Raw genomic sequence first — 12,807 nt, 5'->3', positions numbered from 1 at the left:
CGCGTGCCAGTCGTCGTCGTCACCGATTCATCTTCGCGCCTGCCCGCCGAGATCGCCGACCACTACGGTATCCGGCAGGTGCCGTTGCACCTGACGCTGGACGACGAGGATTATCGCGAAGGCGTGGACGAGATGCCCGCCGACATCGTCTCTCACCCGGGTGTGACGACCTCAGGGGCCAATCCGCACGAACTCGGCACCGCTTACGAACAGGCGCTGGCCGACAGCGACGGCGACGGAGTGGTTGCGGTCCACATGTCGCGTCGCCTGTCGGGAACCTGGAGCGCCGGCCGGCTGGCCGCTGAGAAGTACTCCGGACAGGTCCGCATCGTCGATTCACGGTCGGTGGGCCTGGCCGTCGGCTTTACCGCGATCGGTGCGGCGCAGGCGGCGAATGCCGGCGCCGATCGCGATCGCGTCTACGAATCCGCGATCCGACAGGCCGCCACCATCGACTCGATGCTGTGCGTCCATCAACTCGAGAATCTCCGACAGAGCGGCCGGATCAGCGCAGCGAGCAAGATGCTGGGTTCGGCGTTGTCGATCAAGCCGATCCTGCACATGGTCGACGGCGTGCTCACTTTGCGTGAACGCCACCGGACCTTCTCCAAGGCGCTGGAGAAAATGGCCGACGCGGCGGTCGAGTCAGCGGCCGGCCGGCCGGTGACCCTCGGTGTGCAGCACTGCGAATCACCCGAGCTCGCATCCGAATTCGCCGATTCCATCGCCGATCGATTTCGCGAGGTGACGTCACGGGTGATCGTCGATCTCGGTCCGGTGCTGGGCTGCCACGTGGGGCCGGGGGCCATCGGGGTGACACTGGCCACCAACCTCGAACCGATCGAACTGTAGATTCTCGGCGCGGCCGAATCCACAGCCGCCGGTTGATCCACAGATCTCTGTCGGCAGCCGACGTGCGGACTGAATCGACGACGATCGGTTCTAGCCTCGACGGGCATGAGCACAACCTCGCCGCGGCGCCGGTCCGGTCTGGATCGACTCGACTCCCGTGCCCCGAATCAGACCGTTGTGGAGTCGGAAATATCTGCGCGGCAAGAAATTCCAGATTCGTCGGAGGTGGATGACGATGGGGTCGACACCGTCGGCGTCGGCGGTCCGTGGCCGGTCACGGCCGTACCCACCTGGTACGCGCCGGTCGGCGACGCCGAGCGATCCGGGGAGCAACTCAGCGTCGGCGATCGGTTCGGTGCCCTCGACGCAGAGGACGTCGACGACGAACCGCGCGGACGTTTTCTCGTCGCGCCACCGGCCGCGATCGCCCTGATCCTGGTGGGGATCGCGGCGTGTGCCGTGGCGGGGTTCTCGCTCCTGCGCGCCGGAACGGACACGGCGACTCCGGTGGCGTTCCCGGCGACCGCCGGACCGTCGGCCGGCGTTGCCGCCGACCCGACCCAGGTGTCCTCGCCGCAGACTGCGGCACCCCAGCCGCCGACCCAGGCCGCCGAACTGGTGGTCAGCGTGGTGGGACTGGTGCATCGCCCGGGGCTGGTGCGGCTGGCAGCCCAGGCGCGCGTGGCCGACGCGATAGCTCGTGCCGGTGGGGCGCGGAAGGGAGCGGACCTGCTGTCGCTCAACCTGGCTCAACGCCTCAACGACGGTGACCAGGTTCTGGTCGGCTACGGCGGCGACGGTGGGCGGATGGCGCTGCGCAGTGCTGTCGTCGGCGGCGGGCAGTCGGGTGCTGCTGAGTCGGGCTCGTCGGCGGGGCGCAGCGACACATCGGCGACCGACGACGGGCCGGGAGGGAAGGTGAATCTGAATTCCGCGACCGAGGCGCAACTCGATGAACTGCCCGGTGTCGGACCGGTGACGGCACAGGCCATTCTGGCCTGGCGTGAGGCCAACGGACGATTCACGTCGGTCGACCAGCTCGCCGAGGTCGATGGCATCGGGCCCACCCGGTTTGCGCGGCTGCGCGATCTGGTGACGGTGTGACCGCTGGGCGTGTGGCCCGGAGTGTCGTGCCGAGTGGCGACTACCGGCTGGTGGTGCCCGGGGCGAGCACCTGGACGGTGACCTTGCTGATCCTGTTCGGCCCGCGCGCGGTGGTGTGGCCGGTGCTGGTTGTCGGCGTGCTGGTCTGTGCGGCCTGCGCACTCGCCGTCCGCCGGGCGTGGGTGACTTGGGCGACGGTGTCGCTGGTGGTGGTCGCGGCGGCGATGGCGACGGTGACCGCCGGGGCATTGGCGATGCGGCTGCAGGCTGCGACGGCTCACCCGCTGAGCGGGATCGAGGGCAAAGTGCGGATCAGTGCGGTGGTCGGCGACGACGCGATCATCATGGGTTCGTCCGCACGGGTGCGTGTCCGCGTGGATGTCTGCGAGTTGTCGGGACGCGCGGTCGCGCCGGCGTCGGCGGAGCTGACCGGTCCCGCTGCGAGCTGGTCGGAACTTTCTGTGGGTCAAAGCTTCTCGACTGTCGTCCGGGTGAGCCCGCCACGGCGGGGTGAGATGCTGGTGGCGCGGCTGTCCGCGGTGGCCGAGCCGCGGCTGCTTGGCCGGCCGCCGCCGCATCAGCGACTGGCGACCTTCATTCGCGCACGGCTGCAGCAGATCTCCGCGCGGGCTCTGGGGGTGGAGGCTGCCGGTCTGCTGCCTGGTCTGGTCCTCGGGGACACCAGTGGACTCGGGACCGAGGTGCGGTCGGACTTCCGCGCGGCGGGGTTGACCCACCTGGTGGCGGTGTCGGGCGCCAACTTCGCGATCGTTTGCGGAGCTGCGGTGCTGGCGGTGCGGATGCTGGGCGCGTCGCCAGGGGTGACGGCGGTGGTCGGGGCGATCGTGGTGGTGGCCTTCGTGATCCTGGTCCGCCCCTCTCCGAGTGTGCTGCGCGCGGCGATGATGGGCCTGATCGGACTGCTGGCGTTGATCCGGTCACGGCGAGCGCAGGCGTTGCCGGCGCTCGGGACGGCGGTGGTGCTCGGGTTGCTGTGGTGGCCGGAACTCGCCGCGGATCCAGGATTCGCGTTGTCGGTGATCGCGACCGCGGGACTGGTGCTGTGGTCGGCCCCGGTGCGAGATCGGTTGCGCCGCTGGCGAGTACCGGCCGGCGTTGCCGAGCTGCTGGCGATGGCGCTGGTGGCGCAGCTGGTCACCGCGCCTGTCGTCGCGATGATAGGTGGGCGGTTCAGCGTCGTCGGACTGGCCGCCAATGTGGCGGTCGCACCGATCGTCGGGGTGATCGCGATCATCGGCACCGGCGCCGCAGTGCTGGGTGCGATGGGCGGACCCAACGGCCCGGGCGCGGTGTGCGCCGAACTGATGATCCGTGCGCTGGCACCGGAATTGTGGTGGATGCTGAGCTGCGCCCGCGTACTGGGCCGTCTGTCGTGGGCGGCGATCGAGGTTCCCTCCGGAGTGCTCGGTGCGGTGATCGTCGCGCTCATGACCGTGTGCGCTCTCGGGGCGCTCCGCGCGGTCTGGCAGCATTGTCGTCGTGAGTGAACGCCTACATCTGTTGCTCGGTGATGACGACTTCCTGACCGGGCGGGTCATCAGTTCGATCACCGCACAACAGGCGGCAGCGGCCGGCACCGAGGTTCCGGTGACGCGGGTCCGCGCCGGCGATGTGACCGAGCACGAGTTGGCCGAATTGCTCAGTCCGTCGCTGTTCGCCGAGGATCGGATCGTCGTGGTGGAGTCGGCGGCCGAGGCGGGTAAGGAACCCGCCTCGCTGATCGCGCAGGCAGCGGGGGAGTTACCCGAGGGCATCACCCTGATGGTGATCCACACCGGCGGCGGTCGTGCGAAGTCACTGGTGCCCGCACTGAAGAAGGCCGGTGCCACCGAGCACGACTGCGCCGGGCCCAAGTGGCCGTCGGAGCGGATGGATTTCGTGCGCAAGGAGTTCCGCGTGCTCGGCGCCAAGGTGAGCAACGACGTGGTGGAACAGGTCGTCGAAGGGGTCGGTGCCGAGCTACGGGAACTGGCCGCGGCGTGTGCCCAGCTCGTGGCCGACACCGACGGGAAGGTCACTGTCGACGCGGTCCGCCTCTACTATCAGGGGCGCCCGGAGATCACCGGATTCGAGGTGGCCGACAAGGCGGTGACCGGTGACCGTCCGGGCGCATTGGAATCACTGGCATGGGCCGAACATCATGGGGTCCCGCGCGTGTTGCTCGCCGACGCGCTGGCCGAGGCCGTCCATGCGATCGCCCGGGTCCGCGCCATCGGTTCGATGGATCAATACGCGGCCGCATCCGAGCTCGGCATGCCGCCGCGGCGGGTCAAGAAGGTGCAGGCTCAGGCGCGCGCCTGGGATTCGGTGTCGATCGCGGCCGCGGTGCGGGTGGTGGCCCAGCTCAACGGCGACGTCAAGGGGCAGGCCGCGGACCCGGCGTTCAGTCTCGCGCACGCCGTCGCGGCGGTGGCGGACCTGCGTCCGGCGCCCGGACAACGCAGTTCACCCCGGTGACCGCGTGGACGTCACCGGGGTGAACCGAAAAGACTTCAGCTGATCTGAAAGAAAGAGTCGGGATCAGAGCTTGTTGACGGCGATGGCCATCGCCGACTTCTTGTTGGCGGCCTGGTTGGCGTGGATGACGCCCTTCGAGGCAGCCTTGTCGAGCTTGCGGCCGGCGGCACGCGACAGCTCGGCGGCCTTGTCCTTGTCGCCGGAGTCGACGGCTTCGCGGAAGCTGCGGATCGCGGTGCGCAGCGACGACTTCACCGACTGGTTGCGCTGACGGCGCTCCTCGTTGGTCCGGTTACGCTTCATCTGCGACTTGATGTTGGCCACGCGTGTATCCCTCTTGATCTGGTCGGTAGTTGTTTCGTTTCCAGCAGGTCGGGTGCCGTGAATCCGGTGGATCACGTCGACGCTGCGACAGCGGTCGACTTTACCAGCAGGCGGCCACCCCGCCCAAATCGCGGACAGAGCCGATTAGGCTGGCGCTCATCATGTCAGTCGTCTTCATTCACATCGGCCTGCCCAAAACCGGCACAACCCACCTTCAGGATCGCCTCTGGCGTAACCGTGACCTGGCATTACGGTCATCGGGTCTGCTCTATCCGGGCAATCACATGACCGATCACTTCCATGCCGCCACCCATCTGCAGCCCGAGCGCTACCTGGACTGGGTGAACCCGGACTTCGATGACGCGTGGCCCAACCTTCTGGGTCAGATGAAGGCCTGGCCGGGAAAATCGCTGCTCTCCCACGAGCTGTATGCGACGGCCACACCGCGACACATCGACACACTGATGTCGGACCTCTCCTTCGCCGACGAGATCCATGTCATCGCAACCGTCCGCGATCTGGCGCGGCAACTGCCCTCGGTGTGGCAGGAGAACATCAAGAACCAGCGGCGTGCCGATTTCGCCGAGTTCCTGGCGTCGGTGCGTGAGCACGGACCGGCGGTGCCCGGCTTCGTGCCACCGACCGACGGCGGCGAAGAGGAACCGTTCTGGGAGTTCCAGGACTATGTGCGGATCCTCGCCGACTGGGCCGACGCGGTGGGCCCGCAACGAGTGCATCTGGTGACCGTACCGACCCGCCGCGACACTCCCGGGGAATCGATCTGGGAGAGATTCCTGCGGGTACTCGACGTCGATCCGGCGCCGCTGACGATGGATGTGCCGAACCTGAACTCGTCGTTGCCGGCGGCACAGGCCGAGTACCTGCGCCGACTCAATCACCATCTGCAGCCGTCGGACGTGCATTGGAGCCGCTATGACGGGGTGGTCAAGGGTCAGGTCATCCAGATCCTGAAACGCGCGCACGGCGCGCCCCTGGGGCTCAGCGCAGAACAACGTGTCTGGGCGGCGAGCGCCGCCGATGACATGGTGGCGGCCGTCCGGTCGCGTGGCTACGTCGTCTCCGGCGATCTCGCCGATCTGGAGGTGTCCACCGCCGCGGGTGTCGACGCCGAGCCGCCGACCACGCAGGACATACTCGACGTCGCTGTCACGACCATGGCGGAGATGGTCAAGGAGGCGCCGATCCGTGACGACCGCCCAAGGCTGCGGACACGCGCGATGAACGTGGCGCGTCGTGCCCGGCGTCGGGTACGCGCGCTGCGCCGTCGGTGATCGGCGTGGCACGCCCGTGACCAACAGTCCTGCCGAATCGCGGTTTTTGTAGCACCATGTCAAGTTATGAGTCCCGCGCCGACGACCTCCGCCAGCAAGCGAGCCGCCAGCAAGGCCACGAAGTCCACCACGACTACTGGTAGCCCGGCGAACAAGTCGACCAAGGCCACCAAGTCGTCGTCCGGGCGAAAGTCCGACACCAAGGCCGCGGGCACCAAGGGGCGGTCCAAGGAACCGGCCAAACGTGCCAAGACCACGGTCCGTGAACCCAAGGCGATCGACAACACGATCTTCGCCGGATACTCGAAAGGGCCGTACGGCAAGGCCTTCGACGAGATGTTCGACGCCGACGGCGAGGTGCGCGCACCATACCGCGGCATCTACAAGGCGATGTCGGCCTACGATACGGCCGACCTCGACGTGCGGGTCGATGCACTCGGCCGCGCGTTCATCGATCAAGGTGTCACGTTCTCGCTGTCCGGCAAGGAACGACCGTTCCCGCTCGACGTTGTGCCGCGGGTGATCTCGGCGAGCGAATGGAGCAAGCTGGAAGCCGGTATCACCCAACGGGTGCAGGCCCTGGAGTTGTTCCTCGACGACATCTACGGCGAACAGGAGATCCTGCGCGACGGGGTGTTGCCGAAACGGCTTGTGCACTCGTGTGAGCATTTCCATCGGCAGGCCGCAAACATCCGTCCGCCCAACGGGGTTCGCATCCATGTCGCGGGTATCGACCTCATCCGTGACGAGAACGGCGATTTCCGGGTACTCGAGGACAACCTGCGATCCCCGTCCGGCGTCTCGTATGTGATGGAGAACCGGCGCACCATGGCGCGGGTCTTCCCGGATCTGTTCTCCTCGCATCGGGTGCGTGCGGTTGCCGACTATCCCAGTCACCTGTTGCGCGCGTTGCGGGCATCGGCGGCGTTCAACGAGGCCGATCCCAACATCGTGGTGCTCACCCCGGGTGTCGCGAACTCCGCCTACTTCGAACATTCGCTGCTGGCGCGACTGATGGGCGTCGAGTTGGTCGAGGGTCGAGACCTCTTCTGCCGCGACAACATCGTCTACATGCGCACCACTGAGGGTGAGCAGCGGGTGGACGTGATCTACCGCCGCATCGACGACGATTTCCTCGATCCGATGCAGTTCCGGCCGGATTCCATGCTCGGCGTCGCAGGCCTGCTGAATGCCGCCCGCGCCGGCAACGTGGTTATCTCGAGTGCGGTCGGCAACGGCGTCGGCGACGACAAGCTCATCTACACCTACGTTCCGGACATCATCGAGTACTACCTCGGTGAGAAACCCTCGTTGCAGAACGTGGACACGTTGCGGTGCTGGCTCGACGACGAGTGCGAAGAGGTGCTCGACCGGATCGACGAACTCGTGGTCAAACCGGTGGAGGGTTCCGGCGGCTACGGCATCGTGTTCGGTCCGGACGCCACCAAGGCAGAATTGAACACGTTGGCCCGCAAGGTACGCAACGACCCCCGCGGATGGATCGCACAGCCCGTCGTGCAGTTGTCGACGGTGCCGACCAAGATCGACGGGGAGGTGCGGCCCCGGCACGTCGACCTGAGGCCGTTCGCCGTCAACGACGGGGAGTCGGTGTGGGTTCTGCCCGGTGGTCTCACCCGCGTCGCCCTGCCCGAGGGATCGTTGGTGGTCAACTCCAGTCAGGGCGGCGGCTCCAAGGACACCTGGGTGCTCGCGTCGGCGCGCTCGTCGGAAGATCGTGAACTCTCCGGGGCGAAGGTGGTCAACGCCAGCGGGGTCGCCGCCGCCCGCCCGGCCGAGAACGCTCCCGACCCGCTGCACACCCAGACCCAACAACAGCAGCAGGGCCTCGAACAGCAGGGTGGTGAGCACTGATGATGTTGGCGCGCAACGCGGAATCGCTCTACTGGATCGGCCGCTACGTCGAACGTGCCGACGACATGGCACGCATTCTCGACGTCGCGATCCACCAGTTGCTCGAGGATGCGACTGTCGACGTGGACCGTCAGGCACGCCTGGTTATCCAGGTTCTGGGTCTGGACACGCCGAGTACCGACGATCTGATCGACGTGTGGGCCCTGACCGAGCGCGTCGCCTACGACAAGGACGCAATCGGTTCGATCGTCGACCTGATCCGGTCGGCCCGGGAGAACGCACGTGGTGCGCGTGAGGTCACGTCCAGCGAGATGTGGGAGTGCCTGAACACCACCTACAACGGTCTCAACGACGCCGAACGTCGGGCTCGCCGGCTCGGCCCGCACGAGTTCCTGTCCTACGTGAAGAACCGGGCCGCCATGTTCGCGGGACTCGCCGACGCCACCCTCAGCCACGACGACGGCTACCGGTACCTGCTGCTCGGGCGGTCGGTGGAACGCGTGGACATGACCATTCGGATGCTGCTGTCGCGCGCCGGCGATCGCGTCACGTCGCCGTCGTGGGTCAGTGTGCTGGTGTCAGCCGGTGCACACGACACCTTCCTGCGCACCTACCGAGGACGGCTCGACGCGGAGAACATCGTCGAGTTCATGTTGGTGGACAGGCTGTTCCCGCGGTCGGTGTTCCACGCGCTGCGGGTGGCCGAGCACAATCTGAACGACCTGGAGAAGCGGCCGAGCCGCGTCGGCACCCAAGCCGAGGCGTTGTTGCTCCTCGGCCGTGCGCGCAGCTCGTTGGAGTTCATCGAACCGGGCAATCTGCTCGAGGACCTGCAGGACCGTCTGCTCGATCTCCAGGACACCTGCCGCGCGGTCAACGAGGCGGTGACCGGCCAATACTTCCATGTGTCGCCGTATGTCTCGTGGGCCGACGCCCGCGTGAGCGATTCGGAGGACCACATGATCGAGGAGAGTGAACTGTGAGCTGGCGTCTACGCGTCGTCCATTCCACCGGATTCGCCTACAAGAGTCCGGTGACGTCGTCGTACAACGAGGCCCGCCTCACGCCCCGCAGCGACAACCGGCAGAACGTCATCATCAACCGGGTCGAGACGGTGCCGGCCACGAGGTCCTACCGCTACACCGACTACTGGGGCACTGCGGTGACCGCCTTCGACCTGCACGCACCGCACGAGGAACTCGAGGTGTCCGGCATGTCGGTGGTGGAGACCGAGGCCGGTGGCCGGGTCCCGGTCGCCGAGCAACGCACCTGGGACGACGTGCGCAGCGACTACGTCGAGGACCGCTACGACGAGATGCTCTCTTACACCGGGTACGTGCCGAAGAACCGACAGCTGGCCTCGGCGGCGACGCGACTTGCCAAAGGGCTCGATCCCGATGCGGCCGTCGAGGCGGTGTGCCGCTACGTGCACGAGGAGATGAAGTACGTGCCTGGCACGACCGGCGTGCACACCACCGCCGTCGACGCATGGAACGAACGCAAAGGTGTCTGCCAGGACTACGCGCACCTGTCGTTGCTGATGTTGCGCAGCCTCGGCATCCCCGCCCGATACGTCTCGGGGTATCTGCACCCGAAACCCGATGCGGCCATCGACAAGACGGTCGAGGGGCAGAGCCACGCGTGGATCGAGGCGTGGACAGGTGGTTGGTGGGGTTACGACCCGACGAATGCCACCGGCATCACCGAGCAGCACGTGTCGGTCGGAGTCGGACGCGACTACTCGGATGTGTCACCCCTGAAGGGGATCTACACCGGTGGCGGGGCAACCGATCTCGATGTCGTCGTGGAGATCACCCGGCTGGCCTAGCGGTCAGTGCCAGCCGAAGTCGGCGCGTAGACGGGCCGCGACCCGGTCGAACCGCGCACGATCGAGAATGGCGCCCTCGCGACGGATGCCGTGTTCGGCAACGACCAGGACCCGGTCGAGCCGAACGAAACTCTCCCGCCGCGACGCATCCCACACCCCGCTGCCGATACCCATCCAATCAGGGTCCTCGCGGTGATACTCCCTGCTGGACAGCATCAATCCGAGGAGATTCGCGCCGGACCGGCCGACAACGAGCACCGGGCGGTCCTTGCCCTGATCGGGATCATCCTCGTAGCGCACCCAGGTCCACACGATCTCGCCCGGATCGGCGGCGCCGTCGAGGTCAGGGGAGTAGCAGATCGCGCGCGCGAGAGTACGTGTCGCAGCGGTACGCGGAGTGAGTCGCATCGCGGGTCAGCCCATCAGGGTATCGAACACGGCGTCGGCGGTCACCGTGGCGGTGGGTGCGCGATCGGGGTTGAGATTGTGGCCGACCTTCTCGATCTCGACGACGCGGGTCGGCGACGGGATCAACGCCACCGCGTCGGCGAGTTCCGCAGGTGTGGCGAACGGATCGGTACTGCCATGCACGATCACCGTGGGCACCGAGATCGACGACAGATGTTCGGTCCGCAGCCGGTCGGGTTTGCCCGGCGGGTGCAGGGGATAGGACGTCAGCAGCAGGCCATCGGCCAGATCCGGATTCTCGGCAACCGCCATCGAGGCCTGCCGACCGCCATAGGAATGACCGCCGACGATCAGCGGAACACCGTCGAGCCGGAACGTCTCGCAGGCCGCGACGATGCCGGTACGATCGGCAGCCGCCGTCGACGGGCTCGGCGGGCCCTTGGGGCGTCGTTGTCGGTAGGGCAGATCGATACGGGCCACCAGCAGGCCCCGCGCGGACAGCTCGTCGGCCAGCACGCGCAGGATGACCGCGTGTCGGTTGCCGCCGGCGCCGTGCGCGAGCACAGCCACCCCGATCCGATCGTGGCCGGGTTCGGTGACCTCGGCCACCACCGAGTCGGCGTCGTACGTATGCGACTCGGGACTGTTCGGAGGGGGCGCGGCAGCCATTGCACAACCGTAGCGGCGAGCGTCGCCGACGCCGACCGTGGCGGGCATGAGAAACTGGACCCAGCGACGTGGTCACCTTCGGCCGCGTCACCATGCCGCACGTCCGAGGAGCAGTTCGATTCCCACCTTCGCTGACACCACCTTCACCGACCCCGCGCGGATCCGGAACTTCTGCATCATCGCCCACATCGACCACGGGAAGTCCACCCTGGCCGACCGTATGTTGCAGCTGACCGGCGTGGTCGAGGAGCGTCAGATGCGCGCGCAGTACCTCGATCGGATGGACATCGAACGTGAGCGCGGCATCACCATCAAGGCGCAGAACGTGCGCCTGCCGTGGCAGGTCACCGAGCCCGACGGCGCCACCACCGACTACGTCATCCACCTGATCGACACACCCGGCCACGTCGACTTCACCTATGAGGTATCGCGTGCCCTCGAGGCCTGTGAAGGGGCGATTCTGCTGGTCGACGCCGCCCAAGGCATCGAGGCGCAGACGCTGGCCAACCTCTACCTGGCGATGGACAAGGACCTGACGATCATCCCGGTCCTCAACAAGATCGATCTGCCGGCGGCCGATCCGGACCGCTACGCCGCGGAGATCGCGCACATCATCGGCTGCGAGGCCGACGAGGTGCTGCGGGTGTCGGGTAAGACCGGAGCCGGCGTGGCCGAACTGCTCGACGAGGTCATCCGGCAGGTCCCCCCGCCCGAAGGTGATCAGGACGCTCCGGCGCGCGCAATGATCTTCGACTCGGTCTACGACACCTACCGTGGGGTGGTCACCTACGTCCGTGTCGTCGACGGACGCGTCCTGCCGCGCGAGAAGGTGCTGATGATGTCGACCGGCGCGACACATGAACTTCTCGAGGTCGGCATCGTCTCGCCCGAACCGAAGGCATCCAAGGGGCTGGGAGTCGGTGAGGTCGGCTACCTGATCACCGGTGTGAAAGACGTGCGGCAGTCCAAGGTCGGCGATACCGTGACCACGGCCAAGCACGGGGCCGAGGAACCATTGACGGGCTACCGGGAGCCGCAGCCCATGGTCTACTCGGGGCTCTACCCAGTGGACGGCTCGGACTACCCGGTGCTGCGCGAGGCGCTGGACAAGCTGCAACTCAACGACGCGGCACTCGCCTACGAACCGGAGACCTCGGTGGCCCTCGGGTTCGGTTTCCGCTGCGGCTTCCTCGGGCTCCTGCACATGGAGATCACCCGTGAACGCCTCGAACGCGAGTTCAACCTCAACCTGATCTCGACGGCACCCAACGTCGTCTATCGGGTCATCATGGAGGACGGGCAGGAGATCACCGTCACCAATCCATCGGACTGGCCTGCGGGCAAGGCCAAGCAGATCTTCGAGCCGATCGTGAAGATGACGATCATCGCTCCGAGCGAGTTCGTCGGGGCGATCATGGAACTTTGTCAGAGCCGGCGCGGTGATCTCGGCGGGATGGACTACCTCTCGGAGACCCGCGTCGAGCTGCGCTACACGATGCCGATGGCCGAGATCATCTTCGACTTCTTCGATGCACTCAAGTCGCGCACCCGCGGCTACGCCAGCCTCGATTACGAGGAAGCCGGCGAGCAGGAAGCCGAGCTGGTGAAGGTCGACATCCTCTTGCAGGGGGAGGCCGTGGACGCGTTCAGCGCGATCGTGCACAAGGATGCGGCCTATGCGTACGGCAACAAGATGGCCACCAAACTCAAGGAACTGATCCCGCGTCAGCAGTTCGAGGTACCGGTGCAGGCGGCCATCGGCTCCAAGATCATCGCGCGCGAGAACATCCGTGCCATCCGCAAGGACGTGCTGGCCAAGTGCTACGGCGGTGACATCAGCCGCAAGCGCAAGCTGCTCGAGAAGCAGAAAGAGGGCAAGAAGCGGATGAAGACGATCGGGCGGGTCGACGTCCCGCAAGAGGCGTTTGTCGCCGCGCTGTCCACCGACTCACTGGGAGACAAGCCGAAGGGGAAGTAGAC

Annotated in this window: 12 protein-coding genes; 9 read left to right on the top strand and 3 right to left on the bottom strand. The window is 66.8% G+C overall.

Going from position 1 to position 12,807, the window contains the following annotated elements; translation table 11 throughout:
- The first annotated feature begins 3 nt into the window (after positions 1-3).
- The 4 genes from ACIGKQ_RS01650 (at position 4) to holA (ending at position 4,434) form a co-directional block, all read left to right on the top strand.
- Positions 4-852, top strand: coding sequence for a DegV family protein (locus tag ACIGKQ_RS01650; protein ID WP_235722643.1), 849 nt, complete (start codon positions 4-6; stop codon positions 850-852).
- Between the two features lie 105 nt (positions 853-957).
- Positions 958-1,956, top strand: coding sequence for a helix-hairpin-helix domain-containing protein (locus ACIGKQ_RS01645; RefSeq protein ID WP_396572053.1), 999 nt, complete (start codon positions 958-960; stop codon positions 1,954-1,956).
- Entirely contained in the window at positions 1,953-3,464 is a 1,512-nt protein-coding gene (locus tag ACIGKQ_RS01640) for a ComEC/Rec2 family competence protein (RefSeq protein ID WP_235722646.1), read from the top strand. The genes ACIGKQ_RS01645 and ACIGKQ_RS01640 overlap by 4 nt, the downstream gene beginning before the upstream one ends.
- Positions 3,457-4,434, top strand: a complete 978-nt coding sequence (gene holA, locus ACIGKQ_RS01635) for a DNA polymerase III subunit delta (protein ID WP_235722647.1) — start codon at positions 3,457-3,459, stop codon at positions 4,432-4,434. Before ACIGKQ_RS01640 ends, holA begins: the two co-directional genes overlap by 8 nt.
- A gap of 63 nt (positions 4,435-4,497) precedes the next feature.
- On the opposite strand, the gene rpsT is transcribed toward holA, so the two are convergent.
- Positions 4,498-4,758 carry a 30S ribosomal protein S20 gene (rpsT, locus tag ACIGKQ_RS01630; RefSeq protein ID WP_235722648.1) on the bottom strand — a complete coding sequence of 87 codons (261 nt, stop codon included), beginning with the start codon at positions 4,756-4,758 and terminating at the stop codon, positions 4,498-4,500.
- A 161-nt stretch (positions 4,759-4,919) separates the two neighbouring features.
- Here rpsT and ACIGKQ_RS01625 point away from each other — a divergent pair, with 161 nt between their 5' ends.
- The 4 genes from ACIGKQ_RS01625 (at position 4,920) to ACIGKQ_RS01610 (ending at position 9,750) form a co-directional block, all read left to right on the top strand.
- Positions 4,920-6,050 carry a sulfotransferase family protein gene (locus ACIGKQ_RS01625; RefSeq protein WP_235722649.1) on the top strand — a complete coding sequence of 377 codons (1,131 nt, stop codon included), beginning with the start codon at positions 4,920-4,922 and terminating at the stop codon, positions 6,048-6,050.
- A 66-nt stretch (positions 6,051-6,116) separates the two neighbouring features.
- Positions 6,117-7,922: a circularly permuted type 2 ATP-grasp protein gene (locus ACIGKQ_RS01620; protein ID WP_235722650.1), complete on the top strand. Its 1,806-nt coding sequence runs from the start codon at positions 6,117-6,119 to the stop codon at positions 7,920-7,922.
- Positions 7,922-8,905, top strand: a complete 984-nt coding sequence (locus tag ACIGKQ_RS01615) for an alpha-E domain-containing protein (protein WP_235722651.1) — start codon at positions 7,922-7,924, stop codon at positions 8,903-8,905. The genes ACIGKQ_RS01620 and ACIGKQ_RS01615 overlap by 1 nt, the downstream gene beginning before the upstream one ends.
- On the top strand, positions 8,902-9,750 hold the full coding sequence (locus ACIGKQ_RS01610; protein WP_235722652.1) for a transglutaminase family protein: 849 nt from the start codon (positions 8,902-8,904) through the stop codon (positions 9,748-9,750). The genes ACIGKQ_RS01615 and ACIGKQ_RS01610 overlap by 4 nt, the downstream gene beginning before the upstream one ends.
- Positions 9,751-9,753: 3 nt before the next feature.
- Here the strand turns inward: ACIGKQ_RS01610 and ACIGKQ_RS01605 are convergent, their stop codons facing one another.
- Positions 9,754-10,158, bottom strand: coding sequence for a type II toxin-antitoxin system PemK/MazF family toxin (locus tag ACIGKQ_RS01605; RefSeq protein WP_235722653.1), 405 nt, complete (start codon positions 10,156-10,158; stop codon positions 9,754-9,756).
- Between the two features lie 6 nt (positions 10,159-10,164).
- Positions 10,165-10,827, bottom strand: a complete 663-nt coding sequence (locus ACIGKQ_RS01600; protein WP_396572050.1) for an alpha/beta fold hydrolase — start codon at positions 10,825-10,827, stop codon at positions 10,165-10,167.
- 46 nt (positions 10,828-10,873) lie between these two features.
- Between ACIGKQ_RS01600 and lepA the strand changes: the two genes are divergently transcribed.
- The gene (gene lepA / locus ACIGKQ_RS01595) at positions 10,874-12,805 is read left to right on the top strand and encodes a translation elongation factor 4 (protein WP_235722655.1); all 1,932 of its coding nucleotides are present in this window, start codon (positions 10,874-10,876) and stop codon (positions 12,803-12,805) included.
- The last annotated feature ends 2 nt before the right edge of the window (positions 12,806-12,807 follow it).

It is taken from the genome of Gordonia sp. NPDC062954 (genome assembly GCF_044543825.1).
In the GTDB taxonomy this organism is placed as follows: Bacteria; Actinomycetota; Actinomycetes; order Mycobacteriales; family Mycobacteriaceae; genus Gordonia; species Gordonia tangerina.
The sequence above is the reverse complement of the archived record's forward strand: the minus strand, read 5'-3'. Positions and strand labels throughout refer to the sequence as shown.